Annotated in this window: 24 protein-coding genes; 11 read left to right on the forward strand and 13 right to left on the reverse strand. The window is 73.4% G+C overall.

What is annotated here, in order from left to right:
* Positions 1-17: 17 nt before the first annotated feature.
* Entirely contained in the window at positions 18-1,010 is a 993-nt protein-coding gene (locus M8J73_RS35880; RefSeq protein ID WP_240501697.1) for a hypothetical protein, read from the forward strand.
* Positions 1,011-1,018: 8 nt separating this feature from the next.
* Here the strand turns inward: M8J73_RS35880 and M8J73_RS35885 are convergent, their stop codons facing one another.
* The 6 genes from M8J73_RS35885 to M8J73_RS35910 all read right to left on the reverse strand — a co-directional run bounded on the left by M8J73_RS35885 (position 1,019) and on the right by M8J73_RS35910 (position 6,220).
* Positions 1,019-1,504 (reverse strand): DUF3180 domain-containing protein, encoded by a 486-nt coding sequence (locus M8J73_RS35885; protein ID WP_055542201.1) that lies wholly within the window; start codon positions 1,502-1,504, stop codon positions 1,019-1,021.
* A gap of 120 nt (positions 1,505-1,624) precedes the next feature.
* Entirely contained in the window at positions 1,625-2,236 is a 612-nt protein-coding gene (gene folK, locus M8J73_RS35890) for a 2-amino-4-hydroxy-6-hydroxymethyldihydropteridine diphosphokinase (RefSeq protein WP_055542202.1), read from the reverse strand.
* Positions 2,233-2,592, reverse strand: coding sequence for a dihydroneopterin aldolase (gene folB, locus M8J73_RS35895; RefSeq protein WP_055522859.1), 360 nt, complete (start codon positions 2,590-2,592; stop codon positions 2,233-2,235). Before folB ends, folK begins: the two co-directional genes overlap by 4 nt.
* A gap of 249 nt (positions 2,593-2,841) precedes the next feature.
* Complete coding sequence (locus M8J73_RS35900) at positions 2,842-3,345, reverse strand: nuclear transport factor 2 family protein (RefSeq protein WP_055522857.1); 504 nt, start codon at positions 3,343-3,345, stop codon at positions 2,842-2,844.
* Positions 3,342-4,208: a dihydropteroate synthase gene (gene folP / locus M8J73_RS35905; RefSeq protein ID WP_249829544.1), complete on the reverse strand. Its 867-nt coding sequence runs from the start codon at positions 4,206-4,208 to the stop codon at positions 3,342-3,344. Before folP ends, M8J73_RS35900 begins: the two co-directional genes overlap by 4 nt.
* Before the next feature lie 167 nt (positions 4,209-4,375).
* Complete coding sequence (locus M8J73_RS35910; protein WP_249829545.1) at positions 4,376-6,220, reverse strand: phosphatidylglycerol lysyltransferase domain-containing protein; 1,845 nt, start codon at positions 6,218-6,220, stop codon at positions 4,376-4,378.
* A gap of 192 nt (positions 6,221-6,412) precedes the next feature.
* Between M8J73_RS35910 and M8J73_RS35915 the strand changes: the two genes are divergently transcribed.
* Together M8J73_RS35915 and M8J73_RS35920 are read left to right on the forward strand one after the other, a co-directional pair.
* The gene (locus M8J73_RS35915; RefSeq protein WP_055539827.1) at positions 6,413-7,537 is read left to right on the forward strand and encodes an alpha/beta hydrolase; all 1,125 of its coding nucleotides are present in this window, start codon (positions 6,413-6,415) and stop codon (positions 7,535-7,537) included.
* A 369-nt stretch (positions 7,538-7,906) separates the two neighbouring features.
* Complete coding sequence (locus M8J73_RS35920; protein ID WP_420834089.1) at positions 7,907-9,742, forward strand: putative sodium/potassium/calcium exchanger; 1,836 nt, start codon at positions 7,907-7,909, stop codon at positions 9,740-9,742.
* Between the two features lie 129 nt (positions 9,743-9,871).
* Here M8J73_RS35920 and M8J73_RS35925 read toward each other — a convergent pair whose 3' ends face one another.
* Positions 9,872-11,377, reverse strand: coding sequence for a PH domain-containing protein (locus M8J73_RS35925; protein ID WP_240501469.1), 1,506 nt, complete (start codon positions 11,375-11,377; stop codon positions 9,872-9,874).
* Positions 11,374-11,880, reverse strand: coding sequence for a PH domain-containing protein (locus M8J73_RS35930; protein ID WP_055540224.1), 507 nt, complete (start codon positions 11,878-11,880; stop codon positions 11,374-11,376). The genes M8J73_RS35925 and M8J73_RS35930 overlap by 4 nt, the downstream gene beginning before the upstream one ends.
* Before the next feature lie 31 nt (positions 11,881-11,911).
* On the opposite strand from M8J73_RS35930, the gene M8J73_RS35935 reads away from it, so the two are divergent.
* Positions 11,912-13,072, forward strand: coding sequence for an NADH-quinone oxidoreductase subunit D (locus tag M8J73_RS35935; protein WP_063799246.1), 1,161 nt, complete (start codon positions 11,912-11,914; stop codon positions 13,070-13,072).
* Between the two features lie 13 nt (positions 13,073-13,085).
* On the opposite strand, the gene M8J73_RS35940 is transcribed toward M8J73_RS35935, so the two are convergent.
* Positions 13,086-14,195 carry an SAM-dependent methyltransferase gene (locus tag M8J73_RS35940; RefSeq protein ID WP_079054995.1) on the reverse strand — a complete coding sequence of 370 codons (1,110 nt, stop codon included), beginning with the start codon at positions 14,193-14,195 and terminating at the stop codon, positions 13,086-13,088.
* Between the two features lie 136 nt (positions 14,196-14,331).
* On the opposite strand from M8J73_RS35940, the gene M8J73_RS35945 reads away from it, so the two are divergent.
* The 3 genes from M8J73_RS35945 (at position 14,332) to M8J73_RS35955 (ending at position 16,974) form a co-directional block, all read left to right on the forward strand.
* Positions 14,332-15,534: a sensor histidine kinase gene (locus M8J73_RS35945; RefSeq protein ID WP_055540226.1), complete on the forward strand. Its 1,203-nt coding sequence runs from the start codon at positions 14,332-14,334 to the stop codon at positions 15,532-15,534.
* Between the two features lie 75 nt (positions 15,535-15,609).
* The gene (locus tag M8J73_RS35950; protein ID WP_055540227.1) at positions 15,610-16,278 is read left to right on the forward strand and encodes a response regulator; all 669 of its coding nucleotides are present in this window, start codon (positions 15,610-15,612) and stop codon (positions 16,276-16,278) included.
* A 66-nt stretch (positions 16,279-16,344) separates the two neighbouring features.
* Entirely contained in the window at positions 16,345-16,974 is a 630-nt protein-coding gene (locus M8J73_RS35955; RefSeq protein WP_249829547.1) for an AAA family ATPase, read from the forward strand.
* A 104-nt stretch (positions 16,975-17,078) separates the two neighbouring features.
* Here the strand turns inward: M8J73_RS35955 and M8J73_RS35960 are convergent, their stop codons facing one another.
* Positions 17,079-19,661 (reverse strand): hypothetical protein, encoded by a 2,583-nt coding sequence (locus M8J73_RS35960; RefSeq protein WP_249829548.1) that lies wholly within the window; start codon positions 19,659-19,661, stop codon positions 17,079-17,081.
* A 20-nt stretch (positions 19,662-19,681) separates the two neighbouring features.
* Between M8J73_RS35960 and M8J73_RS35965 the strand changes: the two genes are divergently transcribed.
* Positions 19,682-20,233: a hypothetical protein gene (locus tag M8J73_RS35965; RefSeq protein ID WP_055540742.1), complete on the forward strand. Its 552-nt coding sequence runs from the start codon at positions 19,682-19,684 to the stop codon at positions 20,231-20,233.
* A gap of 57 nt (positions 20,234-20,290) precedes the next feature.
* Here M8J73_RS35965 and M8J73_RS35970 read toward each other — a convergent pair whose 3' ends face one another.
* From M8J73_RS35970 to M8J73_RS35980, 3 genes are all read right to left on the reverse strand, one after another.
* Entirely contained in the window at positions 20,291-20,824 is a 534-nt protein-coding gene (locus M8J73_RS35970; RefSeq protein WP_055540743.1) for an NUDIX hydrolase, read from the reverse strand.
* 82 nt (positions 20,825-20,906) lie between these two features.
* Positions 20,907-22,013, reverse strand: a complete 1,107-nt coding sequence (locus M8J73_RS35975; protein WP_055540749.1) for a DUF5937 family protein — start codon at positions 22,011-22,013, stop codon at positions 20,907-20,909.
* A 68-nt stretch (positions 22,014-22,081) separates the two neighbouring features.
* Positions 22,082-23,215, reverse strand: coding sequence for a threonine aldolase family protein (locus M8J73_RS35980; RefSeq protein WP_240501555.1), 1,134 nt, complete (start codon positions 23,213-23,215; stop codon positions 22,082-22,084).
* Between the two features lie 298 nt (positions 23,216-23,513).
* On the opposite strand from M8J73_RS35980, the gene M8J73_RS35985 reads away from it, so the two are divergent.
* The 3 genes from M8J73_RS35985 to M8J73_RS35995 all read left to right on the forward strand — a co-directional run.
* A complete protein-coding gene (locus M8J73_RS35985; protein WP_055540744.1) occupies positions 23,514-24,452 on the forward strand; it encodes a Rossmann-like and DUF2520 domain-containing protein in 939 nt (312 codons plus the stop codon).
* The gene (gene panC, locus M8J73_RS35990) at positions 24,449-25,441 is read left to right on the forward strand and encodes a pantoate--beta-alanine ligase (RefSeq protein WP_055540745.1); all 993 of its coding nucleotides are present in this window, start codon (positions 24,449-24,451) and stop codon (positions 25,439-25,441) included. Before M8J73_RS35985 ends, panC begins: the two co-directional genes overlap by 4 nt.
* On the forward strand, positions 25,438-26,997 hold a 1,560-nt coding region (locus M8J73_RS35995; RefSeq protein WP_249829549.1), incomplete at its 3' end, for an L-aspartate oxidase. The genes panC and M8J73_RS35995, both read left to right, overlap by 4 nt.

Here is a 26,997-nt window from a genome sequence, read left to right on the forward strand (position 1 = left end):
GCTGATGGGGGGACCGCATGGGCCAGGGGCTGCCCAGCCGGCAGACGGTGAACGCCGTCGGTGGACGCCTGCGGGCGTGTGACGTACGGGTGGGAGCGCGTCTCTGGGCGCTGGACGGGCACCGCACGGTCCAGACGACCGTCAGGGCCGTCACCTCGGCCCAAGTGCGCGAAGTCGTCGACGTGGTCACGGACCAGGTGACCTTCACGGTGGCTCCGGACCAGATGCTTGCCACGCCGGACGGCTGGACGCATGCGAGAGACGCCGAAGGGACGGTGCTGGCCTGGACACCGGCGAGGAAGCTGTGCCGGTTACGGCTGACCGTCCGGCCGGGGCGTGACTTCGGTTATCTGATCGGCGCGACCTGTTCGGACGGCACGGTCGGCAAGAACTACGTGTCGCTCGTGGTCAACGACAGGGCGTTCGCCGAGCGGTACGCGCAGAGCCTGTGCAGCGCCACGGGCCTGAGCGCACGGCTGGAACCTGTGACGCGCCCTTCGGGATACCTGGGGCGGCCGGTGCCCGGCTTTCGTGTGCGGGTGGTCTCGTCGTACCTGGCCGACCTGATGCGGCAGTACGTGGGAGGGGACGCGCACCACCAGCGACAGCGGTTTCCCCGCGTGGTGCTCCGGGACAGGGAGACCTTCGACGGCTTCCTGGACGGCTATACGGACGGGGACGGGTTCCGGAGCAAGAGATGGTCCGGTCGGCTGCTCGTCAGCTCGAACGTTCCGTTCCTCGAAGAGCTCGCCCAGGTCGTCGGAGCGAGATTCACACCTCGTCCGCACGGCGCGGCCTCGCATCTGGTGGTGGCCGACAGCTGGCCGTCACGGGGCACGTTCACACCCGAGAGACATCTGCTGGACCTGAGGGAATCGGGGTGGGCCGAAGTGCGGGCCGTACGGCGGCGTCCTGCCGGAAGTACCAAGCCCTTCACCCTCTACAGCTATCGCCTCGACCCCCACCCGGGCTTCCTGGTCAACGGTCACGCGGCCCGAATGCCCTGGTGATCCGACCCCTAGGCGGCCCGCGCCGCGCCCCCGTTGGTGTCGTCGTCCTCCGGGAGCTTGCACACGCGCTCCAGGAAGAAGGCGGCCACTATGACGCCGATGCCCGCGAGGACGGAGAAACCGGCGTAGATGGCCTGGTCGCGGCGGGCCGGTACGTCCAGGTGCTCCAGGAGGAAGACACCCACGCCGCCGTACATCCCGCAGACGAGGGCGGCGACGAGGGCGCTGGCCTGGCCGAAGACGACGGCGCGGGCCGCCATCAGGGGGTCGACCCCCTTGGCGTCGGGTTGCCGCTCCCGCTGGGCCTTGAGCCGGCTGCGGATGGAGAGCGCGGTGGCGGTGAGGACGGCGGCGATCAGGGCGAGGACGATGGGCGCGGCCAGCGGCACGCTCGGCAGGGTGCCCACCGAGTACCACAGCCGGGCCCCCGCCCAGGACAGCACCCCCGCCACGACGAACACCGTGGCCAGCGTCCTGATGCGCAGCTCTTTCACGATGCCCTCTCGACGAGTCCGGTGGTCCACGGACACCGGGAGCCGCGGGCGTCGGACGGCGGTCCGATCCCCGGTCCCGGCGGCGTCGGGTGACGACCCCGACCCGGTAGACCTTAACGACTACTCGGGCAGGTGGAGTTCCAGGTCGGCGCGGGGCGACACGCCCTCACGGGTGAGACCGTCGAGGATCGCGGCCACCGAGCCGCGGCCGGCGAGGAGGGCCTCCGGCTCCACGTCGTGCCAGGGCGCGAGGACGAAGGCCCGTTCGTGCGCGCGCGGGTGCGGCAGGGTCAGGACCGGGTCGTCGGAGATCACATCGGCGTAGGCGACGATGTCCACGTCCAGCGTGCGCGGGCCCCACCGCTCGTCGCGGACCCGGTGGAAGGCCTCCTCGACGGCCTGCGCCCGCTCCAGGAGGGACGACGGGGGCAGCGTGGTCTTCAGGACGACGACCGCGTTGAAGTACGAGGGCTGGCTGCCCGGCGCGACACCCCACGGCTCCGTCTCGTACACCGGCGACACGGCCTTGACGCGCACGCCGGGCGTGTCCTCCAGCGCGTCGATGGCGCCCTGGAGGTTCTCCAGGCGGTTGCCCAGGTTGGAGCCGAGGGAGATCACGGCGCGCCGGGGGTTCTGGAGAGTCGTGTCGGCCTCGTCCACCTGCCGCACCACGGAGGCGGGCACCGGCTGGACGGTCGGGTCGCTCTGACCCCCGGTGAAGAACGCGGTCATACTCGGCTCCGGGTGATGGTGACGGTCACGTCGTCGAAGGGGACGGTGATCGGGGCGTTCGGCTTGTGGACGCTCACCTCGACCTCCTGGACCCCCTCGTGCCCCAGGCACGCCCGGGCGATGCGCTCGGCGAGGGTCTCGATCAGATTCACCGGCTCGCCCTCGACGATGCCCACGACCTCCTCCGCCACGATCCCGTAGTGCACGGTCTTTGTGAGGTCGTCGTCGGCCGCGGCCGGCCGGGTGTCCAGGCCAAGCGTGAGGTCCACGACGAAGGTCTGGCCCTCCTCGCGTTCGTGCGGGAACACTCCGTGGTACCCGCGGGCCTTCAGGCCGCGCAGCGCGACACGATCCACGCGAATCACTCCTGCAATCGTCGGTATCGGCCGGTGTCCTCCGGGTGCGGTCGCGACACCGGCCACCTCGAATCTACCTGCGGGCACTGACAGCGCCTGCCCGGGGAAGGCGGTGCCCACTCCCCGGGGGGAAGGGTTCACCGGGCGTTTCCCGCAGGGAACACGATGGCTCACGCGCCGGGCGCCGCCCATACCCGCACGGCCGTGTTCCCCGTCACGCCACGCCCCGTCCGGCGGCGCCCACCCCACTCAGGAGGGTGACTCCTCGCCCTCGTCGTCGGCGGACTCGGTGAGCACGGGAGAGGCGTGGTGCGACCAGAGCCGCCAGCCGTCGGCCGTACGGCGGAACACGTTCGTCGCGACGACCAGCTGCCCGACGAGCGGCCCCAGCTCGTCGCTGCCGTCCGGGGCGGGCGCGCCGCTGAGGATGTTCTCGGTGCAGGTCACCAGAGCGGTGTCCCCGGTCACGGAGACATGCACGTCGGTGAGGAAGAACTGGATGTACTCGGTGTTCGCCATGATCAGCGCGTACGACCGCAGCACCTCGCCGCGGCCGGTGAGCACCGGCCAGCCGGGGTGCACGCAGGAGATCACGCCGGTCTCGGCAGGGTCGTGGTACTCCTCGTCCACGCCCAGGTCGGCGGGGTCCAGCCAGAGCGAGGACAGCGTCTCGAAGTCGCCCTGCTCCATCGCCTCGTAGAAGGCCGTGTTGGCGAGTTCGACCTGTTCGACGTCGGTGTGGGCCGAACTCACCGCTCCCGGGCTCCTTCGATCGCGCGGGCGACGCGGACGGCGTCGGCGGTGGCGCGCACCTCGTGCACGCGGACGGCCCAGGCGCCCTGCTGGGCGGCGAGGGCGGAGACGGCGGCGGTGGCCGCGTCGCGTTCCCGCGCGGGCGGCGGGGCGCCCTCGGGTCCGGCCAGCACCCGGCCGAGGAACCGCTTGCGGGAGGCGGCGACCAGCAGGGGATGGCCGAGCCCGTGCAGCCGGTCGAGGTGGGCGAGCAGGGCGAGATCGTGCTCGGCGTCCTTGGAGAACCCGAGCCCGGGGTCGACGATGACGCGGTCGGGGGCGACACCGCCCTCCAGAACGGCCTCCACGCGCGCGTGGAGCTCGTCCACCACCTCGGAGACGACGTCCTCGTACACGCCCTTGACGTTGCCGCCCTCCAGGAAGCCGCGCCAGTGCATGACCACGAAGGGGGCGCCGGCGTCGGCGACGACCGGGATCATCGCGGGGTCGGCGAGGCCGCCGCTGACGTCGTTGACGAGGGTGGCTCCGGCCGCGAGTGCCTGCTCGGCGACGGAGGCGCGCACGGTGTCCACGGAGACGGTGACGCCCTCGGAGGCCAGACCCCGCACGACGGGGACGACTCGCCGCAGCTCCTCGCTCTGGTCGACCCGGGTGGCGCCGGGGCGGGTCGACTCACCGCCCACGTCGACCAGGTCGGCGCCCTCCGCGACCAGCTCCAGACCGTGCTTGACGGCCGCCGTGGTGTCGAACCAGCGGCCGCCGTCGGAGAAGGAGTCCGGGGTGACGTTCACGACGCCCATGACCGCGCAGCGGTCCCACAGAGGCATACCAGCCACTCGGCCGCGCCGGTTCAGCTTGCTCATGCGACAAGCCTAGGCCCCCTGTCGATGGGCCGGTGCTCCGCCGCCCGGGCCAGGCGGCTGGGCGGTCGAGGAGACCTCTGGCCGCCGGCCGGGGTTGCACGACGACCTGAGCGAGAGCCCCTGGCACGGGGTAGTGGGGGCTCTCGCTCAGGCTGTTCCGGGGTGGGTCAGACCGCCTGGGCGGTTCTTTCGTTGAGGTCGTGGTCGCGTCCGGCGTGGGCGCAGGGGGCCGGGGGCCTGGGGCGGCGGCGCAGGACGCGGGGGAGGGCGAGGCTGACGAAGCCCTCGGCCTGCATGGCGGCGAGGCCGATGCGGGGCAGGTCGCGCGAGGTGGCGTAGACGACGAAGCGGGGCTCCCAGCGCGGGCGGAACTTGGCGTTGAACTTGTACAGCGACTCGATCTGGAACCAGCGGGAGAGGAAGACGAGCAGGCCGCGCCAGGCGCGCAGGACGGGGCCGGCGCCGATCTTCTCGCCGCGGGCCAGGGCGGCGCGGAACATCGCGAAGTTCAGGGAGACACGCTGGACGCCCAGACGGGGGGCCGCTTCGAGGGCCGCGACGATGAGGAGTTCGTTCATGCCGGGGTCGGCGGAGCGGTCGCGGCGCATCAGATCGAGGGAGGCGCCGTCGGGGCCCCAGGGCACGAAGTGGAGTACGGCCTTCAGGTCGCCGTAGGGGCCGGGCGTCTCATCGGCCTTGTGGGCGGTGGCGATCAGGCAGTCGCCGTCGTCCGGGTCGCCGATGCGGCCGAGGGCCATGGAGAAGCCGCGCTCGGTGTCGGTGCCCCGCCAGTCCTCGGCGGCGCGGCGGACGCGGTCCAGCTCGGCCTCGCCGAGGTCACGGACGCGCCGTACCCGGGTTTCGTAACCCAGGCGCTCGATGCGCTTCACCATTTGACGCACGTTGCGCATCGCGCGTCCGGCGAGGGAGAAATCCGCGACGTCCACCACCGCCTCGTCGCCCAGTTCCAGGGCGTCGAGGCCGGTCTCGCGGGTCCACACCTCGGCGCCGGTCTCGGAGCAGCCCATGACGGCGGGGGTCCAGGAGTGGGCCTTGGCCTCGTCCATGAAGCGTTCGATGGCGCCGGGCCAGGCCTCGACGTCCCCGATCGGGTCGCCGCTGGCGAGCATCACCCCGGAGACGACGCGGTAGGTCACCGCCGCCTTGCCGCTCGGTGAGAAGACGACCGCCTTGTCGCGGCGGAGCGCGAAGTGGCCGAGGGAGTCACGGCCGCCGTGCCGGGCCAGCAGGGCGCGCAGCCGGGACTCGTCGTCGGAGGTGAGGCGGGCCGCCGGGTGCTCGGGGCGGAACGCGAGGTAGATGGTGGTGATGGCGGTCAGCAGGCCGAGGGCGCCGAGCGAGAAGGCGACCGTCCAGGAGGTGTTGCCGGCGTAGACGATCGGTCCCTCGAAGCCGAAGAGGCCGTAGATGACGTGTTCGAGCCGGTCGGCGAGGCTCGGGTCGCCCACCATGTGCCCGGCGTGGGCGCTGACGACGAGCAGGCCGAGGAGGATCGAACCGGTGCCCATCAGCATGAAGTTGGCGAGTGCCCGCCAGCGGCTGGTGGGGTCGGGCAGGGCGCGGAACTCGTCGCGGTGGCGCAGCAGTGGGACGAGCAGCGCCAGGGAGACGAGGACGCCCACGATCGAGTGCCGGTAGGTGAACTGGGCGATCGCCCCGGCCGGCAGGAGCACGACGGCAGCGCGCCAGGCCCGGCGCTTGCGCCGCCGCAGTCCGTGGGCGAGCAGCAGCAGGAGGACCCCCGCGCTCAGCGACATCGCCGCGGCGAACGGGCCGAGGGCACCCGGCAGCACCTCCGCCAGGGCGTGCATGCGGCTGTGCCGGAAGCGGGGGAACACGCCGGCGGCGATGTCCACGAGTCCGACGAGCGTGCAGGCCCTGGCGACCAGAGCGGGCACCGCCTCGGGGCGCGGCCCGCGCAGCAGGCCACGTGCGCGCCGAGCGGCGCTCAGCGGGAGCCGACCCGAACGGACCGGAACCCCACCCGACATTTCCCCATCTGTCCTGACAGACATCGCATCCCGTAGTTCCGCGAGTGATCTTGGACCCGGCGCCTTTCCGGCATCCGGCGACATTGCGCCCTCTAGGACGTCGGCTTGGCCACGTCGGTTCACTCTCCATCGGAAAGCTGAACCAAAGGGCAGGGAAAGACAGGGAAAGAAAGAACGGCGGGGGACAACCCGATGGGTCTTACGAGCGACATGGTGCTGGTGCTGGCGGTGACGTCCGCCGTGCTGCTGTTCGTCGGCACGGTGTGGCTGTGGCCGCGGCTGGCACGACGGGGCTGGCGGCCCGTGTGCGGACGGATCGGGGTGCTGCTGGCCACGCAGGTCGCCGTCTTCGCGGCGATCGGCCTCACCGCGAACCAGGCCTTCGGGTTCTACGCCAGCTGGGCCGACCTCTTCGGCCGCGAGACCGGGCAGGGCGTGGTCGTCGACCACGACGACGCCGAGACCGGGGGCCCGTTGCGGGTCCTCGACACGCGGCCGGTGAACGTGACGGGCGGCGGCCGGCCCGAGGTCGGCGGGCAGATCCAGAAGGTCGAGATCGTCGGCCGTACCTCACGGATCGCCAGCCCGGCGTACGTCTATCTGCCGCCGGAGTACTTCCAGCCCCGGTACCGCACCCGCAGCTTCCCGGCGGCCGTCGTCCTCACCGGCTACCCGGGCACCGCCGAGGCGCTCATCGAGGGCCTGCGCTTCCCGCAGACCGCCCATACGCTGGCCCGCGAGGGCAAGGCGCAGCCGATGATCCTGGTCATGATGCGGCCGACCGTGGCGCCGCCGCGCGACACCGAGTGCGTGGACGTCCCGGGCGGCCCGCAGACCGAGACGTTCTTCGCGCGGGACCTGCCGGACGCGGTCGGCCACCACTACAGGGTCGGCAGGAGGCCCGGCAGTTGGGGCGTCATCGGCGACTCCACCGGCGGGTACTGCGCACTGAAGCTCGCCGTCCACCACCCGGGTACGTACGCCGCCGGCGCGGGACTCTCGCCGTACTACAAGGCGCCGATCGACCCGACCACCGGTGATCTCTTTCGAGGGAACAAGACGCTGCGGAACGAGGCCGATCTGTTCTGGTACCTCAAGCACCGGCCGGCGCCCGACACCTCTCTCCTCGTCACCAGCAGCAAACAGGGAGAGGTCAACTACAAGGCCACCCTGGACTTCATCGCGTTGGCCGAGGAGAAGCAGCCGACGCGGATCTCGTCGATCATCCTCGACAGCGGCGGGCACAACTTCAACACGTGGCGGCGGGAGATTCCGGCGACCCTGCAGTGGATCAGCGGACGGCTCAGTGACCGGTGAGGGGCGGGGGTCCGGGCAGGTCGGCTCCGGGCGGTCGGCAATTCCGTGGAATCCGTGGAATCCGTGGAATTGCGCGGGTGGCGAAAGAGCGTGATGTGGCCAAGGCGTATCTGGAATGACGGGAGTTGATCGAGTAGAGGAGCCGCCGGTGAGCGCAATGGTGCCCCGGGGGTGAGGGAGCTTGTGAGGGCATGTGAGAGGTGAGAGGGGCGGCCGAGTTTTTACGGCCCGGGGCACCATGATTCGCCTACGCGCGGTAAGTTTCTGGCCATGCCACGTGGACGTCACCGCCATTCACCGCCTCTGCACAGGCTGCTGCCCCCCACGGCGATCGCAGGCGTCTCGCTCGTCTGCGCCCTCGGGCCCTGGGTGTTCTCCGGGCCGGCGGTGCTCCGGGTCCTCGCGGCGCTCGCCGCGGCCACCGCGGCCGTGGGCGCCGCGGTCATGCGCCGCTGGGACGTCGAGGCGGGCAAACGCGTCGCCGACCTCACGCGCGCGCGGGCGAGCGACGAGTGGCGCCACGAGGAGCGGGTCGCGGAACTGGAGACGGACCTCGAGGAGTCCCGCGAACTGCGCACCAAGCTGGAGCACAAGCTGCGCGCCAAGCGGACCGAGTTGGCCAACCTCCGCAACGAGCACGCGGCGCTGCTGCGCCGGTACGCCACCGCCGAGACGGAGCGGGCGAGCGCCCTGGAGGGCCGCCGCCTGCTGGAGATCGAGACGACGGTCCCGGAGGGGGCACGGGAACTGACGGCCGGCGGCGAGGGCGCGGAGAGCACGGGGGACGCGTCCGCCGCGGTCGGTTCCGGGGCCGCGTCCGGGGTGGCGGGTGCGGCTCGGGGCCGTGCCGCCGCGCAGGCTTCGCCGGTGCCGCCGCAGGGGGTTCCCGCGGCGGGCGCTCCCTGGGGGGCGGGCGGGGCCGACGCCGAGGACGCCGAGGACGCCGAGGACGTCGAGAGCGCTGAGGGCGGGGCGGGCGATGGCGAGAAGCCCGCGTCCGGGGTGTTCTCCCCGGCCGGTTCCGCGCTGTGGCTGCGGGCGAACTCGGCGCTGGAGCGGATCATCACCCAGCGGGGTACGGCGAAGGGCGCGGGGAAGGTCTCGGGTGAGGACGTCGCCGGGGCCGGGGCCGCGGCGGACTCCGGGGTCGTGGCTGTGGCGGCGGAAGCCGAGGACCAGGACCGGACCGAGGACCAGGCCGGGACCGAGACCCGGGCCGAGGCCGGGGTGTCGGGGGAGGCGGAGAGTGGTGCCGAGGTGGCCGACGCCGTGACCGAGGCTGAGGCCGGCGGCGAAGGTGACGTCGTGACGGAGGCCGAGACGGACGCGGCCGATGAGGCGGACGGGGCCGAGGCTCAGGGTCGGCGAGACGGCGAGGGCGAGGATCGGGCGGCGGCTCAGACTCAGACGGAGGCTGTCGTCGAGTCGGTCGAGTCGGTCGAGTCGGTCGAGTCGGTCGAGTCCGTCGAGGCCGGGCAGTCGGGGCAGTCGGGGCAGCCGGGGGAGTCCGGCGACTCGGGCGATGAGCATGTGACCGGTGGCGTGCCGGGTGGCCTGGCCGTGGACGAGCCCGTTCGGGCGCTGTCCGTGAAAGACGGTTCCGGCAAGGGCGGTTCACCGGAGGACGATCCGGACGGGCCGAACGGCGGTGGTACCCGGCAGGGACGTTCCGCCGAGGGTGACGCGGCGGAGCGGGTTCCGGTCGTGACCGCCGAGGAGGACGATCCGGCGGGGAAGCCGGGGGCGGTCGACGAGCATGAGCACGCGGCCGCCCAGCCCGTACCGGCGGCCTCCGTTCCGGCCGCACCCGTTCCCGCGCAGTCGCAGTCGCAGTCGCAGTCGCAGTCGGAGTTGTCGCCGGAGTCCGCGCTGCCCGCCCTGCCCGTGGTGCGGCCGGCCGGTCACTTCACGGTGCCGACCGCCGTGGCCGTCGTCCCGGCGGCGCCGCAGCGGCGGACGGCCGTCGAGGGCGGGTTCGACTTCTTCGGTACGCAGAAGGAGGCGGACGTGATCGAGGCCGTGCAGAACGAGGACCTCGCCGACGTGGTCGGGCAGGAGGCGCTCGCGCTGCACAAGGCCGAGTCCGAGGCGCAGTTCAAGCGCAGGGACGAGGCGGCCCGTGGGGTCGGCCAGGTCATCGACCTCACGGCCCACGACGAGACGGAGCAGATCGACCTGAAGGGGCTGCGGACGGCGGCTTCCTGAGGCCACCGGGCCCACCCCGCCCGGAGCGTACGACCCGCCTGGCCCACACCGGCCGGGAACACCGAGGCCGCCCATGCCACGCGCTGGGCGGCCTCGGTGTTCCGGGCGTTCCTGGTCCGCCCCGGGGCTTTACGCCATCCACCTGTCCGGCAGCGCCTCCCGCCGTCCCGTTCGGGAGCGTTCGGCCTGGGCGTGCAGGAGCGCGGCCGCCTCGGTGGCGTCGCGGAGGCGGGCGGTGACCGTCTTGTTCGCGCCGGTGTCGACATGGACGTCGGCGACGTGCTTGAACCGCTCCCAGGGCCCCTGCGCCAGCCGTACGCTCTGGACCTTCGCGTGCGGCACCAGGGCCAGCTGTCTGCGGAGCAGGCCCTCCCGGGCCGCGAACACCGTGTCGGTTACGGCGAGCCCGTACCCCTTCCACCACAGCGGCACGCACCACCGCGCCCGTGCCGGGGGCCGTACGAGCTCCGCCGCATCCGGTACGCGCACCCCCGGCAGGACCCGGGCGATCACCGACTCGGCGACCTCGCGCGGCGCGACCGGGATGAGCACGGAGTTCGAGGACCCGGCCACGTCCAGCTCGACCCGTACCCATCCGCGCCGCCGCCACAGCAGCGGTTCCACGATGCGTACGGTCTGCACGCGGCCGGGCGGCACCGTCTCGTGCGCCCGGTCGAGGAGCCCGTGGTCGATGCGGAGGCCGTCCGGGGACTCGCCCACCGTCCAGTCGTACTCGCCCACGAACCGGCCCACACTGCTCGCCCCGGCCGCGCCGAGCAGCGGCAGCGCCGTCGCGAGGACCGTCCACAGGCTCTCCGTGGCGATCCACAGCACCGAGGGCACGACGACCGCCGCCAGCAGGGTCCCCCAGGTGGCGCCGGTGAGCACCAGGGAGACGGCCAGGACGCCCGGCGGGACCTTCAGCAGCTGCCGCTCCGGCGCCTCGCCCACGTCCTGCGCGGAGTCGGGGGCGAACCCGGCGGCGCGGGCGAGGAGTTCGGCGCGCAGCGCGCGGGCGGTGCCCTCGCCGAGGTACGCCAGCTCGTCCTTCTTGTCGGTCCCGACGACGTCGAGCCGGAGTTTCGCGACGCCCGCGATCCGGGCCAGCAGGGGGCGGGTGACGTCGACGGCCTGGATGCGTTCGAGGCGGATGTGCGCGGTCCGGCGGAACAGCAGGCCGGTACGGATGCGCAGTTCGCTGTCGGTCACCGCGAAGTGGGTGAACCACCAGGTCAGGAAGCCGTACAGGGCAGCGGCCGGCACCAGCACGGCCAGCCCGATCAGGAGGGTGGACGGGTCCAGCCGGGTGAGCTGCCGCTGCGCCCCGTCGGGATCGTGCACCGCCCAGCCGATGACCACCGCCACCGGCGCCCAGGCCCGCCGCAGCGGCGTCACAGGATGCAGCCGCTGCTCCACGACGGCCGCCGGGCCGCCGGAGATCTCCCCGTCGACGTCCGCCCGATCCTCCACAGCCGCTTGATGTACCGCTGTCGGCTGCTGTTCGGCCCCCGTCCGCTGCTCGACTGCCGTCCGCTGCTCGACCCCCGTCCGGTGCTCGGCTGCCGTGCGCTGTTCCGGTGTCGTGTTCCTCGTGGTGCTCATGGCGTCGTCGGCGCCCGGGGTCGGCACGGTCACAGCCCCGCCGATCGGGCCTCGCCCAGTTGGGTCAGCCGGTCGCGGAGACGTTCCGCCTCCTCGGGGTCGAGGCCGGGGATCCGGGCGTCGGTGGCGGCCGCGGCCGTGTGGAGCTGCACGCTCGCCAGCCCGAAGTGCCGTTCCACCGGCCCGGACGTCACCTCGACCAACTGCATGCGTCCGTACGGCACGACAGTCTCCTCACGCCACAGCACCCCCCGGCTGATCAGCAGGTCGTCGGCCCGTTCGGCATACCGCCAGGAGCGCCAGTTGCGCCCCAGCATCGGCCAGCCCCACAGCAGCAGGCCCAGCGGCAGCAGCGCGAACGCCGTCCAGCCGGGCCCCGCCAGCCAGCCCAGCAGCACGCCCGTACCGACGGCGATCGGGCCCAGCCACACCACCAGCAACAGTCGTCTCATCCGAAGCAGCCCGCGCGGCAGTCCCGTCCACACCGGCTCACCCTGCGCCCGCTCGGCGCCGTCCTCCACGGTCCCCGTCTCCATTCCGCCAGCGTACGTACGACAGACTGTGTCCATGACTCCTCCGACGGAGACCAGACAGACGACGGTCGGTATCGGCGGTGCCGCCGAGAGCACGGACATGGTGCTGAACATCGGACCGCAGCACCCGTCCACGCACGGTGTGCTGCGCCTGCGGCTCGTCCTCGACGGCGAGCGCATCACGCACGCGGAGCCGGTGATCGGCTATATGCACCGCGGCGCGGAGAAGCTGTTCGAGGCGCGCGACTACCGCCAGATCATCATGCTCGCCAACCGCCACGACTGGCTCTCCGCCTTCTCGAACGAGCTGGGCGTCGTCCTCGGCGTCGAACGCATGCTCGGCATGGAGGTTCCGGAACGCGCGGTGTGGATGCGTACGCTCCTCGCCGAGCTGAACCGGGTCCTGAACCATCTGATGTTCCTCGGCTCGTACCCGCTGGAGCTCGGCGGCATCACCGCCGTGTTCTACGCGTTCCGGGAGCGCGAGGAGCTCCAGAACGTCATGGAGGAGATCTCCGGCGGGCGCATGCACTACATGTTCAACCGTGTCGGCGGTCTCAAGGAGGACCTCCCGGCCGGCTGGACCGCACGCGCGCGTGCCGTCGTCGCCGACGTACGCTCCCGCATGGGCGTCTTCGACGACCTCGTCCTCGGCAACGAGATCTTCCGGGGCCGCACCCGGGACGTGGGCGTCCTGTCCGCGGAGGCCGTGCACGCGTACGGGGTGAGCGGGCCCATCGCCCGGGCGTCCGGTGTCGACTTCGACCTGCGGCGCGACGAGCCGTATCTGGCGTACGGGGAGCTCCAGGACGTCCTCAAGGTCGTCACCCGCGACGAGGGCGACTGCCTCGCCCGCTTCGAGTGCCTGCTGGAGCAGACCCATGTCTCCCTCGCCCTCGCCGACGCCTGCCTGGACCGGCTCGCCGAGCTGCCGCCCGGGCCGATCAACCAGCGTCTGCCCAAGGTCCTCAAGGCGCCCGAGGGCCACACCTACGCCTGGACCGAGAACCCCCTCGGCATCAACGGCTACTACCTCGTCAGCAAGGGCGAGAAGACCCCGTACCGGCTGAAGCTGCGCTCGGCGTCCTACAACAACATCCAGGCCCTCACCGAGCTGCTGCCGGGGACCCTGGTGGCCGACATGGTGGCGATCCTGGGCTCGATGTTCTTCGTGGTGGGGGACATCGACAAGTAGGGATCCGACCCGTCTACTCCGCGCCGTGCCCCGTGCCGGACGGCGTGTCCGACGCCGTGTCGCCCTCCCCGAGCGGGTGGGGGATGCCCACCGGCTGGATCAGCCAGCCGAAGTCGCCGAGTCCGCCCGGCGCGGTGAGTTCGGCGGCCTCGCCGGCGCCCGCGAGGGCGCGCACGTAGGCGGTGGGGTCCGTGGTCGCCAGGGAGAGCGGCGGGCGGCCGGCGGTGACGCCGAGGGCCCGCAGCGCGTCCCGCTGGGTCAGCAGCCGCGCGCCCGGCAGCGCGCAGGCGTCCAGGGCGACGTGGGCGGTGATGTCGCCGGAACCGTCCGGCACGGGCGCTGTCTCCCGGCCCTCCCGGAAGCCGGTGAGCGTCCCGAAGGGCGGCCGGGCGTCCGCGAGGTGCGCGTAGTCGACGGCGACCGCGAGCCCCCGCTCGACGCCCGCGACGGCCGCGGCCCAGGCACGGTCCCGGGGCAGCCCGATCTCGGCCCGCAGCCCCTCCTCCCCGGCCACCGGCCACCACCGCTCCAGCCAGGCAGCCTCCTCGCCGCCGACCGGCTCCCCGAGTCGTTCCCGGCCGTCCTCGCGGACGAGGACAAGCCGGGGCGTGCCCGCCGCGTCCACCTCCACCACGTCCACCGGCACGTTGTCCAGCCACTCGTTGGCGAACAGCAGCCCGGTGACCCGCTCCGGCGGTTCGGCGCACCACTCGATGCGGTGATCGAGGCCGTCCGGCCGGTCGGCGATCTCGACGGCGTACGCGCGCGTGCGCGCCGCCACCTCCGCGGGGAGCGCCGCCAGAACCCCGGCGCCCAGCTCGCCCCGTCCCGCGCCCATGTCCACGCACGCCAGTTCACGGGGGTGCCCCAGCGCCGCGTCGACCCGGCACAGCAGCCGTGCCACGGCGCCCGCGTAGAGCGCGGACGCGTGCACGGAGGTCCGGAAGTGCCCGGCGGGGCCCTCCGGCCGCCGGTAGAAGCCGTGGGGCCCGTACAGGGCTTCCTCGGTGGCGGCACGCCACGGCAGCCAGGGGCCCGCCCCGCCGGGGGCGGGAGGCCGTGACCCGTGCGGATCCGGCGCGGCGGAGCGGTCGGCCTCCGCCGACCCGCGGTCGTGAACCACGCAACCCTCCCGAAGTCCCGGTGATCCCTCGCCGCCAGAGGCTATGCCGCCTCCACCTTGGGGAGTACTTGGCCCTGTCATGGATCGATCCTCCGGTTGACCCCGCTGTGCCGCGCGCTTCCCTACGCTGGGTTACGTGCAGCGCCTCTATGACTTCCTCCGCAGGCACCCGACATGGGTCGACAGCTTCTGGGCCGTCGTCCTGCTCGGGACGTCCCTGGTCGGCGGAGCGATCGACAGTGACTACGCGGAGAGCATGAACGAGGCCGCGCTCGTACCGATCGCCCTGGCGCTCAGCCTCTCGGTCGCCCTGCGGCGCCGGATGCCGGAGAAGATGCTGGTGCTGGCCGCCGCCGCGGGCATCGCCCAGCTGATCTTCGGCGTGCCGAGGATCGCGGGCGACTTCGCGATGCTGGTGATCATCTACACGGTCGCCGCGATCGGCGCCCGCTGGGCCTCCTGGTTCGCCCTGGCCGGAGGTCTGTGTGCCGCGCCCCTGGCGCAGATGCGGTGGCCCGAGGGCCAGACGGGGATGCTGGGCAACGCCGTGCTCGCGATCATCCTGACGGTGCCGTTCGCCCTCGCCTGGGTGCTCGGCGACTCGCTGCGCACCCGCCGCGCGTACTTCGCGCAGCTGGAGGAGCGCGCCGCCCGCCTGGAGAAGGAGCGCGAGGCGCAGGCCAAGGTCGCGGTCGCCGCCGAGCGCGCCCGGATCGCCCGGGAGCTGCACGACGTCGTCGCGCACAACGTGTCGGTGATGGTCGTCCAGGCCGACGGTGCCGCCTACGTCCTGGACGCCGCCCCCGACCAGGCGAAGAAGGCCCTGGAGACCATCTCCTCCACCGGCCGCCAGGCCCTCGCCGAGATGCGCCGCCTGCTGGGCGTCCTGCGCACCGGCGAGCACCAGGAGGTCGGTGAGTACGTGCCGCAGCCGGACGTCGAGCAGATCGACGACCTCGTGGAGCAGTGCCGTACCGCGGGTCTGCCCGTCGACTTCAAGATCGAGGGCACTCCGCGCCCGCTGCCCAGCGGTGTGGAGCTGACGGCGTACCGCATCGTCCAGGAGGCGCTGACCAACACCCGCAAGCACGGCGGTCCGAACGCGGGTGCGAGCGTCCGGCTGGTGTACTTCGACGACGGGCTGGGTCTGCTCGTCGAGGACGACGGCAAAGGCGCCCCGCACGAGCTGTACGAGGAGGGCGGCGTCGACGGTCGGGGGCACGGGCTGATCGGGATGCGTGAGCGCGTGGGTATGGTCGGCGGCACGCTCGACGCGGGTCCCCGGCCCGGTGGCGGCTTCCGTATCAGCGCCCTCCTGCCGCTCAAGCCCGCACACTGACATGGCCGTGCCACCGGCTGACACCTGTCACGGACGGCACCGGACGACACCCCACGGACACGGAAGAGGACCCCGATGGCGATCCGCGTAATGCTCGTCGACGACCAGGTGCTGCTGCGCACCGGGTTCCGGATGGTGCTGGCGGCCCAGCCGGACATGGAGGTCGTGGCCGAGGCGGGCGACGGCGTCGAAGCCCTCCAGGTGGTGCGGTCGACGGCCGTGGACGTGGTCCTCATGGACGTGCGGATGCCGAAGCTGGACGGCGTCGAGGCGACCCGCCGGATCTGCGCCGAGCCGAACCCGCCGAAGGTGCTCATCCTGACCACCTTCGACCTCGACGAGTACGCGTTCTCCGGGCTGAAGGCGGGCGCCTCCGGCTTCATGCTCAAGGACGTGCCGCCCGGTGAACTGCTGGCCGCGATCCGTTCCGTGCACAGCGGCGACGCCGTCGTGGCACCCTCCACCACCCGGCGGCTGCTCGACCGGTTCGCGCCGCTGCTGCCGGGTGCCGCCGACCCCGAGCACAAGGAGCTGGACCGGCTCACCGAACGCGAACGCGAGGTGATGATCCTCGTCGCGCAGGGCCTGTCCAACGGCGAGATCGCCGCCCGTCTCGTCCTGTCCGAGGCCACGGTCAAGACCCACGTCGGCCGCATCCTCACCAAGCTGGGCCTGCGCGACCGCGTCCAGGTCGTCGTCCTCGCGTACGAGACGGGGCTGGTCCGGGCCGGCGGCCACGGCTGAGCCGGCCGTCCCCCGCGTCCACGGGAGCGTGACCCCCGTGTGACACGCGCACCCTAGGGTGCGCGCATGCTCCTGTGGATCAACGGCCCCTTCGGGGGCGGCAAGACACACACCGCACATGAGATCCAGCGGCGGCTGCCGGGCAGCGTCATCTGCGACCCCGAGCACCCCGGCTTCGGCCTGCACCGCATGCTTCCGCCCGAACTGCGCGGCGACTTCCAGGACTTGGTGTCCTGGCGGCAGGGAGTCGTCGAGGTGCTCGACCTCGCCCTCACCCGGCACGACGGTGTGGTGATCGCCCCCATGACGGTCACCGACCCCGTCTGCTTCGCGGAGACCGTCGGCCGCCTGCGCGAACTCGGCCACGACGTACGGCACTTCACGCTCCTCGCCCGGCGCGAGACCGTCCTGGGGCGCCTGCGGGAACGCGGCTTCGGCCGCCTCCTCGGCCGTATCGCCGGGAACGCCTCGCTGCGCGGGGAGAGCTGGGCGGTCGGGCGGCTCGACCACTGCCTGGAGCGGCTGGGGGAGCCCGAGTTCGCCGAGCACCTGTGGACCGACCACACCACCGTCCCGAAGACCGCGGACCGCATCGCCGTCCTCGCCGGCCTCACCCTCCGCCCGAACACCGACGGCCCCCTGCGCACCCGCCTGCGCCAGGCCCGCGTCGGCGTACGGCACATGCGATTCGACTGAGGGCCGCTGCGGCCGCTCCGCGGGGTGACGGCGTGATCGCGTGGGCCGCCGCCGAGCTGGTGGCGCCGGGATCGGCGACGGCCGACGGAGACCCTCCGCGTTCGTCAGGCGCCCGGACCCCGTCCGCGACCGGGCTCTGGCCCCGGACGGTTGCGCAGGTGCGGCGGTGGCACGGCGGGGCCGGGGGGCGTGGGCCGGTTCTGGCCCGGTGTCGTCCGGGGTGCCGATCGGGAACGGGCCGCCGCGCTGGCGGCACGCTGGGCGTCGCCCGGCCCGGCCGCCCCGGCCGCCCCGGCCGCCCCGACCGCCCCGGCCGCCCCGACCGACCCGACCGCCCCGCCCGGTCTGCCGGACGGGGGCGGTCCCTGCCGGTGTTCGCGCTCGGCGGCGTTGTGCCTGGCCAGGTGGCTGCCCTGGAGGGCGGTCGCCATGAAACCGGCGGCGACATTGCCGCTCTCCGGCGGAGTGGTCTTGTCGTTGAGGACCGCGAGCCGTGCTGTGTCCTCGCGGCCGAAGACATGGGTGGGAAGCATGCGCGAGGCGGCCCCCGTCACCTCGCACGCGTGGCGCTGCCCGTGCGCCTCGAACTCGAGGCGGTAGCCGAGGTACTGGCGGTCCTTGTCGAAGCGAAGCTCGCCGCGGACCTCCCCGCCCGCCGACCGCGCCCACGACTCGACGGAGTCCACGGCGTGCGGCAGACGGGAGACCCGCCCCAGGCACGCCACATAGGCGTCCCCCTCCACCCCGAGTGACCTGCCCGCACTGTCCAGCGCCGCGAGTCGGACCCGGCCGTCCGGGGCGGTCACCGTGCCGACCGCCCCGAGATAGCGGCCGGAGAAGGTCACGAGGCGGCCGTCGCCGCCGTACTCGGCGTCGTGCTTGACGCGCAGCGCCGTGTACTGGGCGTCGTTGTGCAGCACGAACGGCGCGTCCTTGCCGACCATGAAGACCCGGCTGTCGGGGCGGGCCTGCAGGATGATCTCGGCGTTGGCGATGGCGGCGCCGCCCACTCCGGCGATGACCCAGTCCCTGGCGACGGAGGGGTCGTAGTCACCGTCTCCCACCTCGTCGCCCATCAGGACGCGTCCGGGTGCCGCGGCGCGGGCCTCCTCCCACGCGGCCGTCGCCCGCAGGGTCTCCATCGCCCCGGCCACCCGCGGATCCGCCGATGCCGCGAGGCTGTCGGAGACTCCCGCGTCGGCGAGCACGGCGAGTGCGGCCCCGGCTCGGTCCTGGCCCTCGGGCAGGGCGAGCAGCCGGTCGCGGGCCGCGGCGGCCTCCGGGACGCCGAGCGCGGCGAGCCCCTCGGCCAGGTGCTCGGTCGCCTCCGGCACGGTCGGTACCTGACGGTCGGCCCCCGGGACGATCTCGGGCGGGATACCGGTCGCGATGAGCGGGGACCCCTTGACCTCCACCGTCACCGGGTCGGATCCGTCCGCCGGACTGATCTCGGCGAGGAGCCGGCCCTCGGCGCCGACACGGAGCTCCGCCCGCCCGTCGACGAGCGGACCGCGGACGGCGGCGGTGTCCTCCCAGAGCTGCAGCGCGGGCAGCGGCACGCGCTGCTGCGGATCGGCGAACTGGTACGGGTCGCCCATGCCGCTCTGCCGCAGATGCCGCACCTGGTCGGCGGACTGGACGATCGCCTCGATGGGGTCGACGTGCCAGCGCCCCCTCGCGTCCACGAGCAGCATGTCCGGGGAGCGGGCCGCGAGGGCGGCACCCCCTCCGATCATGAGTTCGTACTGCGGGTGCCGGCCCTCGGGCAGTGCCGCCTGCCGGGCGCGCAGCTCCTCCAGCGTGCGGCCGCTGAGCGACGTCCGCCGCTCGGCGGCCTCCGCCGCGGCCCGGTCCAGTTCCGCGCGTGGCACGGGCGAGCCGTCGGGCCGCAGCCCCGGCATGGTGAACCCCGGCGGAACCACCGGCGCCGCCCCCTCGGCGGCCCGCGTCGCCCGCGCCTCGACGACGGCGCGCGCGTCGGCGGCGTCCAGCCGCTCCACCGGCCGCGCGAGTTCCGCCATGGCCTCGCGCGCCCCCGCCCGCAGCAGGGGCCGTACGACGTCCTGGCGGATGTCGGCCGCGTACAGCTCGATCGCGTGACTCGCGTCCGTGACCGGCGCCCTGGGCCGCAGCCCCGACTCGTCGACCAGCTCCGAGAACCGGTGACGGGCGTCGAGGCGCTCCGCCGCGCCCAGGTCCGCGTCGTTCATCCGGGCCGCCAGATAGTTGAACTCCTCGGCCCGGCCCCGGTCCGCGTCGGACAGCTCCGGATGCGCCGGCAGTGTCGCGCCGGGGGCCAGCAGGCTGTCCAGGGGCACCCGTGCGCCGACGGTGGCCCGGTCCCGTACCGCCAGCAGCTCCCCGACCTCACGGGAGAGCACCTGCCCGGCCAGCTCCGGGCGCAGGGTGTCGGCGAGCTGCACGACGTACCGGTCGGTCGTGGTGTTGGTGAAGGTGCGCGCCAGCTGCGGTTGCGGCAGGGCCGCCGTGTCCAGGCGCAGTTCGATTCTGTCGCCGGCCGTGGTGTCGAGCTCGAAGAAGCGCCGGCCGTCCTGCTCGACCGCCGACACACCGGTCAGCAGCCCGGGACGAATGTCCCGCAGCACCGTGGGCAACGCGGCCTCGGCCTCAGCGAGCAGCCGCCTCTCCGCACCCGATTCCACTGCATCCCCCCTGATCAGCGCCATGATTCACGTAGGATGATGGCATGTTGATCGCCCGTTCGGCTCAAGAAGCGCACCTGTACATGGACCTGCGTGCCTGTGCGTGCGGGGCTTCAGGGTTCGACCGGCAGCACCGGCTGGAGGAGCGGGACGGGGCACTGCTCAGCGTGTACGAGGGGGTCTGCCCCGCGTGCGGGACGACCCGCGTGTTCGAGTTCACGCTGTCCGACGACCGGCCGCCGGAGCCTCCCGCGTTCGGCGGCGCCGCGCCCTCGCGCATCCTGGACCCCGGCGAGTTCCTGTGGGTCGCCGACCAGGTGTCGACCGAGTCCGGGCTACGGCTGCTGAGCGCGCCGCTCGCCGAGCACCGGGCGATCGGCGCGGCCACCGCGTATGCGATCGCCGCGTTGGAGGAGGTCGCCAAGTTCCTTCCGGAGCACGCCGACCGCGTCCCCGAGGACAGGTTCACCTCGCGGCTCGGACAGGAGCTGTACGCGAAGGACCCGACGCGGTTCACCCGCCAGGACATCACCGCCGCGCTGGAGCTGAAACGCCGGATCGCCGCGGGCACACGGCAGTTCGGCACCCAGCGTTGACGGCGCGCTTCCTGAGCAGGGCCGCGTCCGTCCCCGGCGCGTTCCCGGGCGGGTGGTTCAGGTCGCCGTCCCGGGCAGCAGGAGCGCCATGACGCCCACGAGTGTGGCGCTGCTGACGATCTCGCGTCGGCCGATCATGCCGGGGACGTCGGCCAGCGGGATCCACGCCAGCCTGTCCGACTCGTTGCGTTCCGTGGGCTCACCCATGTGCCGGGCGTCGTCCGTACGGAACACGAAGTGCCGTGAGTCCATGATCCCGGCCGCCGGCTGCGCGTAGATCAGCTCCCGCATCGTCCCCGGACGCCACCCCGTCTCCTCCTCCAACTCCCGGGCGGCCGCGGCCTCCGGGCTCTCGCCGTCCTCGACCAGCCCCATGGGCAGCTCCCAGGCCCAGGTGTCGGTGACGAAGCGGTGGCGCCACATCATCAGCACGCGGCGCCTGTCGTCCACGGCCGCCGTCACGGCGACATCGCGCAGTCGGACGACGTGGTAGTCGCCGCGGGTGCCGTCCGGCTGGGTCACGTCCAGCGACCTCAACCGCACCCAGGGGGTGTCGTGCAGCGTGTGCTCGCCGTGAACGGTCCATCGCATGGTGCGCCTGCTCTCCTCGGTCGCAGTTGCCGGAGGCGGGGCCCGGCGCGGGTCGCCCACCTGCTCAGCTGGATCATCCCGCCTACCGCAGGACCCCTTCCAGGAAGTCGCTGCCGAGGCGGGCGACCACCGCCACGTCCAGCTGGTGCAGGACGTACCGGCCGCGGCGGCGGGTCGTCAGGAGGTCCGCCTTCTTCAGGACGGCGAGGTGCCGGGATATCTCCGGTGCCGTCATGCCCAACATCTGCGCCAGCTCGCCCGTGGTGTACGCGCTGCGGGCGAGGTTGCGGCACAGGCGCATCCGGACGGGGTGCGACAGGGCGGTCATGCGCAGGGCGAGCTGCTCGACCGACGGCGGCGCGGCGGGCTCGGCGGTACCGACCGGGTACTGGAGGACCGGCTGCCAGCCGAACCGGTGCAGGACGGTGAGATGGGGCCGGCCCAGACTCGTCGGCACCAGGAGCAGTCCCCCGTCCTCCGTGGCCGTCCGGCTCTCGACCAGCTTGTCCACGGTGATCCGGGCCGCCGCCTCGTCATGAGCTATCGACGGGGACACGGCGCCCAGCGCCTCGCCCAGGCCCTTGTGGCGCAGCAACTCCGTCTTGTGGCGGGCGTCCCCGGCGAGAGTGTGGCGCACCCGGGACCACGTCTCGGCGAAGAACGCCTCGTCGCAGTCCTCCAGGAACTGCCGCAGCCAGGCCCGCACGGCCGGCGGGTCCGCCAGCAGCCGCTGCGCGAACCGCACCTGCCGCGGCCCCCGCGCGGCGGCCAACTCCAGGGCGAGCCCGCGTGTCTCCGGATCGGACAGCACGTCCCGCTTCCGCGAGTCGTACCCCGGGGTGCAGACGAACTCCATTCCCGCGTCCACGAACTGGTCGTCCGTCAGCTTGTCGAGCAGGTCCAGCTCCTCGGCGAGCGTCCCGCCGGGGAGCGTGTCCCGGCCGGGGACGCCGGCGAACGGCATGAACAGGTCCGAGAACGTCGTACGCCACAGGAAGTCCGCCTCGCACATCCGGTCCGCGAGATGCGGATCGAGCCGGGCGGTCACCCCCGTCACCCAGCCCTGCGACCCCGGATGGTGCCCCGGCTCGGCCAGCACGTGCAGCGCCATGCCGAGTTCGGCCAGGGGAGAGGGGACGAAGGCCACCCGCTCCGGCCGCAGCCCCGTGATGTCGATGCGCACGCTCATGACGACATGGTGCACCCGACCACTGACAACACCCGGCGCGGCCGCCCGGCGAGCAGGGCCCTCACCGGCTACGCCCCGACCACCGCCCTCACCCGCTCCACGAAGTCCGCCGCCGCCCGCCGTACGTCCTGCGCGGTCCACTCCAGCCCCGCCGCGCGCACCTCCACCTCGGTGACGGCCAGTCCCGGCCCGCCCCTGTCCCAGGCGCGGGCGAACAGCAGCGTCCCCGTCTCCTCGCCCTGCCGGACCGCGGCCTCCGCGACGACGTCGACGTCGTACGGCAGCCACACCTGGAACTCCTGCGTGTGCGGCACCTCGGGGTGCACCCGCGCCCACGGCACCCCCGCCCGGGCGAACCCCTCGCCCAGCGCGGCGGCGACCACGCGCGCGTGGCGGACGTATTCCGGCAGCCGGGGCAGCTCCCGCTCCAGCCCCACCAGGGCCGACAGGGCGGTGGGGAACTGCTGGAACAGCTGGCCGCCGTACCGGTGCCGCCACGTTTTCAGGTCCTCGACCAGTGTCCTGGGACCGGCGATCGCGGCACCGCCGTAGGCGTCGAGGGACTTGTAGTACGAGACGTAGACGCTGTCGGCGAGGGACGCGATCTCGTCCACGGGCCTGCCGAGGTGCGTCACGGACTCCCACAGGCGGGCCCCGTCGAAGTGGACCACCGCGTCGCGTTCGCGTGCCGCCTCGGTGAGCGCCGTCAGCTCCTCCCAGGAGGGCAGGACGAACCCGGCTTCCCTGAGGGGCAGTTCGAGCATCAGCGTCCCGAAGGGCTCGGGGAGTCCCTCGATCTCGTCCGCGGTCGGCTGCCGGGCCTCTCCCGTCAGCCGGACCGGGCGCAACCCGCTGACCTGGCTGAACGCGTTCCGTTCGTGCACCTCGGGGTGGGACAGCGCGTGCAGCGCGACGGCCGGGTTCCCGGTGCGGGCCGCCCAGCAGCGCAGGGCCACCTGCTGGGCCATGGTGCCGGTCGGGAAGAAGGCGGCGGCCTCCATGCCGAGCAGCGCGGCCGTCCGCTCCTCCAGGGCCTCCACGACCCCGTTGCCGTAGATGTCCGCCGAGCCGTCCAGGTCGTACACGTCCCCGGCCGCGTCGAGCACGGCCAGCCGCTCCCTGACGGTCCCCAGGGCACCCGGCCGCGACAGCACGCGGTCCGCCGCGCGGTGCGCGGTCAACCGCCGCCTGTACCGCGACATCGCCGCGGACTCCTCAAGCTTTGCTTCCGCCGAGGACTCCTCGCCCGCCGCGCGTCCCTCCGCGGAGTCCGTCCCGCCGTGCATGTGTGCCGTCGTGTTCTCCGCCGCGTCAGTCATTGCCTGATCATCCCGTGCCCCGCCCTCCGGGGACACGGATTTCACACCGGCGTGACCTGCGGACATTCCACGCGGAAACCCACAGCCTGTGGACAACCGATCGACCCTCGAACCAATCGCGTTAACATGACGAGAAATCGTCCGGTACCCGGAGCGGACTGGAACGGGAAGGCCACCGCGAGTGAGTACATTCCAGCAACCAGAGCCGAAGGACCGCCCCGCGCGGCTCACCGTCGGCGTCGTGGGCGCCGGCCGGGTCGGCCCGGCGCTGGCCGCGTCGCTGAAGCTCGCGGGACACCGCCCGGTGGCCGTGTCGGGAGTCTCCGACGCCTCCCGGCGACGCGCCGCCGAACTGCTGCCCGACGTGCCGCTGATGCCCCCGGCCGACGTACTGCGCCACGCCGACCTGGTCCTGCTGACCGTCCCCGACGACGCCCTGCCGGGCCTCGTGGAGGGCCTCGCCGAGACCGGTTCCGTCCGGCCGGGGCAGCTGCTGGTGCACACCTCCGGGCGGTACGGCGCGAAGGTGCTGGATCCCGCGCTGCGGGCCGGGGCGCTGCCCCTCGCGCTGCACCCCGCGATGACGTTCACCGGGACCGCCGTCGACGTACAGCGGCTCGCCGGGTGCTCCTTCGGGGTCACGGCGCCCGAGGAGCTGCGGCTGGCCGCCGAGGCGCTGGTGATCGAGATGGGCGGGGAGCCCGAGTGGATCGCCGAGGCCGACCGCCCGCTCTACCACGCGGCCCTCGCCCTCGGCGCCAACCACCTGGTCACCCTGGTCGCCCAGTCCATGGAACTGCTGCGCACGGCCGGCGTCACGGCCCCCGACCGTATGCTCGGCCCGCTCCTCGGCGCCGCCCTCGACAACGCCCTGCGTTCCGGGGACGCGGCCCTCACCGGCCCCGTCGCGCGCGGCGACGCGGGCACGGTCGCCGCGCACATCGCCGAGCTGCGCGCGCACGCCCCCGCCACCGTGGCCGGGTATCTGGCGATGGCCCGCGCCACCGCCGACCGGGCCCTCGCCCACGGCCTGCTCAAGCCGGAGCTCGCCGAGGACCTCCTCGGGGTACTCGCGAACGGAGCGGGCGGGACCACCGGGACCGAAGGGAACGCCGGATGACCACCACCGTGCTGCGCACCGCCGACGAACTGCACGCACGCACGCGTGCGGGCCGCCGCGCCGTCGTGATGACCATGGGCGCCCTGCACGAGGGCCACGCCACGCTGGTCCGCACCGCCCGCGAGATCGCGGGCACCGAGGGCGAGGTCGTCGTCACCGTCTTCGTGAACCCCCTCCAGTTCGGCGCGGGCGAGGACCTCGACCGCTATCCGCGCACCCTGGACGCCGACGTCAAGCTCGCCGAACAGTCCGGCGCCGACGTCGTGTTCGCCCCCGCCGTGGACGAGGTCTACCCGGGCGGCGAACCCCAGGTCCGCATCACCGCCGGCCCCATGGGGGAACGCCTGGAGGGCGCCTCCCGCCCCGGCCACTTCGACGGCATGCTCACCGTCGTCGCCAAGCTGCTCCACCTCACCCGCCCCGACGTGGCGCTCTACGGCCAGAAGGACGCCCAGCAGCTCGCCCTGATCCGCCGCATGGTCCGGGACCTCAACTTCGGCGTGGACGTCGTCGCCGTCCCCACCGTCCGCGAACCCGACGGGCTGGCCCTCTCCAGCCGCAACCGCTACCTGTCCGCCCAGGAACGCCGCACCGCCCTCGCCCTCTCGCAGGCCCTGTTCGCGGGCCGGGACCGGCACGCCGCGCAGGAGGCGCTCCGCGCGCGTGCCCGCGAAGTGCCCGCCACGCGTGCGCGTGCCGAGGCCCTCAGCGCGCTCGGCGAGTCCCGCGCGGCCGCCGACGCCCACGCCATGGCCAAGGCCGCGCCCGGCGGCCCCGCCGCCGTCCGCGCCGCCGCCCGTCTCGTCCTCGACGAGGCCCTGCGCGCGAAGCCCCCGCTGGAGCTGGACTACCTGGCCCTGGTGGACCCGTCCGACTTCACCGACATCCCCGACGACTTCACCGGCGAAGCCGTCCTCGCCGTCGCGGCCCGGGTGGGGACGACCCGGCTGATCGACAACATCCCCCTGACCTTCGGAGCCGCCTCGTGAGCACCACAGGCATACGACTGCACGCGCCCGCACCGGGCTGGTCCATCGACGCCGACGTGGTCGTCGTCGGCTCCGGCGTCGCCGGCCTCACCGCCGCGCTGCGCTGCGAGGCCGCCGGCCTGGCCACGGTCGTCGTCACCAAGGCCCGCCTCGACGACGGCTCCACCCGCTGGGCCCAGGGCGGCATCGCCGCCGCCCTCGGCGAGGGCGACACCCCCGAACAACATCTGGACGACACCCTCGTCGCGGGCGCCGGCCTGTGTGACGAGGACGCCGTACGCCTCCTCGTCACGGAGGGCCCCGACGCCGTGCGCCGCCTCATCGCGACCGGCGCCCACTTCGACGAGTCGGAGGAAGGCGGCCTGGAGCTGACCCGCGAGGGCGGCCACCACCGCCGCCGCATCGCCCACGCGGGCGGCGACGCCACCGGCGCGGAGATCTCCCGTGCCCTCGTCGAGGCGGTACGCGCGCGTGGACTGCGCACGGTCGAGAACGCGCTCGTCCTGGACCTCCTGACGGACGCCGAGGGCCGCACCGCCGGTGTCACCCTGCACGTCATGGGCGAGGGCCAGCACGACGGCGTGGGAGCCGTCCACGCCCCCGCCGTGGTCCTCGCCACCGGCGGCATGGGCCAGGTCTTCTCCGCCACCACCAACCCGTCCGTGTCCACCGGCGACGGCGTGGCCCTCGCCCTGCGCGCGGGCGCCGAGGTCTCCGACCTCGAATTCGTGCAGTTCCACCCCACCGTGCTGTTCCTCGGCGCGGACGCCGAGGGCCAGCAGCCGCTGGTGTCCGAGGCCGTGCGCGGTGAGGGCGCCCACCTGGTCGACGCCACCGGCACCCGCTTCATGCTCGGACAGCACGAGCTGGCCGAACTCGCGCCCCGGGACATCGTCGCCAAGGGCATCATGCGCCGGATGCAGGAGCAGGGCGCCGAGCACATGTACCTGGACGCCCGGCACTTCGGCGCCGACATGTGGGAACACCGCTTCCCCACCATCCTCGCCGCCTGCCGCGCCAACGGACTCGACCCCGTCACCGAGCCCATCCCGGTCGCCCCGGCCGCCCACTACGCCTCCGGCGGCGTCCGCACCGACTCCCACGGCCGTACCACCGTCCCCGGCCTGTACGCCTGCGGCGAGGTCGCCTGCACCGGCGTCCACGGCGCCAACCGGCTCGCCTCGAACTCCCTCCTGGAGGGCCTGGTCTACGCCGAGCGCATCGTCGCCGACATCGCCGCCGCCCACGCCGAGAACGGCCTCCACGCGCGCGTGCCCCAGCCCGTCCCGTACGCCGAGCAGCCCGCGCACCCGCTGCTCGCCCCGGAGATACGGTTCGCGATCCAGCGGATCATGACCGAGGGCGCCGGCGTCCTGCGCTCCGAGGCCTCCCTGGCGACCGCCGCGGCGGCCCTGGACCGGCTGCACGCCGAGGCCCGCGACGCGCTCGCCGAGAACGGCAAGACGGCCGAGCCCGGCGTCGACACCTGGGAGACCACCAACCTCCTGTGCGTGGCCCGCGTCCTGGTCGCCGCCGCGCGGCTGCGCGAGGAGACC

Origin of the sequence: Streptomyces neyagawaensis (genome assembly GCF_023516595.1) — a bacterium.
In the GTDB taxonomy this organism is placed as follows: domain Bacteria; phylum Actinomycetota; class Actinomycetes; order Streptomycetales; family Streptomycetaceae; genus Streptomyces; species Streptomyces neyagawaensis.

Bases quoted from the DNA above. Each gene is read 5' to 3' on its own strand.
- M8J73_RS35975 (WP_055540749.1), bottom strand. From the start codon at position 22,013: ATGAGCGTGCGCATCGACATCACGGGGCTGCGGCCGGAGCGGGTGGCC.
- folP (WP_249829544.1), bottom strand. From the start codon at position 4,208: ATGAGCAAGCTGAACCGGCGCGGCCGAGTGGCTGGTATGCCTCTGTGG.
- M8J73_RS35980 (WP_240501555.1), bottom strand. From the start codon at position 23,215: ATGTCGCGGTACAGGCGGCGGTTGACCGCGCACCGCGCGGCGGACCGC.
- folK (WP_055542202.1), bottom strand. From the start codon at position 2,236: ATGACCGCGTTCTTCACCGGGGGTCAGAGCGACCCGACCGTCCAGCCG.
- M8J73_RS35930 (WP_055540224.1), bottom strand. From the start codon at position 11,880: ATGGAGACGGGGACCGTGGAGGACGGCGCCGAGCGGGCGCAGGGTGAG.
- M8J73_RS35965 (WP_055540742.1), top strand. From the start codon at position 19,682: ATGTTGATCGCCCGTTCGGCTCAAGAAGCGCACCTGTACATGGACCTG.
- M8J73_RS35935 (WP_063799246.1), top strand. From the start codon at position 11,912: ATGACTCCTCCGACGGAGACCAGACAGACGACGGTCGGTATCGGCGGT.
- M8J73_RS35970 (WP_055540743.1), bottom strand. From the start codon at position 20,824: ATGCGATGGACCGTTCACGGCGAGCACACGCTGCACGACACCCCCTGG.
- M8J73_RS35960 (WP_249829548.1), bottom strand. From the start codon at position 19,661: ATGGCGCTGATCAGGGGGGATGCAGTGGAATCGGGTGCGGAGAGGCGG.
- M8J73_RS35915 (WP_055539827.1), top strand. From the start codon at position 6,413: ATGGGTCTTACGAGCGACATGGTGCTGGTGCTGGCGGTGACGTCCGCC.
- M8J73_RS35910 (WP_249829545.1), bottom strand. From the start codon at position 6,220: ATGTCGGGTGGGGTTCCGGTCCGTTCGGGTCGGCTCCCGCTGAGCGCC.
- panC (WP_055540745.1), top strand. From the start codon at position 24,449: ATGACCACCACCGTGCTGCGCACCGCCGACGAACTGCACGCACGCACG.
- M8J73_RS35955 (WP_249829547.1), top strand. From the start codon at position 16,345: ATGCTCCTGTGGATCAACGGCCCCTTCGGGGGCGGCAAGACACACACC.
- M8J73_RS35950 (WP_055540227.1), top strand. From the start codon at position 15,610: ATGGCGATCCGCGTAATGCTCGTCGACGACCAGGTGCTGCTGCGCACC.
- M8J73_RS35880 (WP_240501697.1), top strand. From the start codon at position 18: ATGGGCCAGGGGCTGCCCAGCCGGCAGACGGTGAACGCCGTCGGTGGA.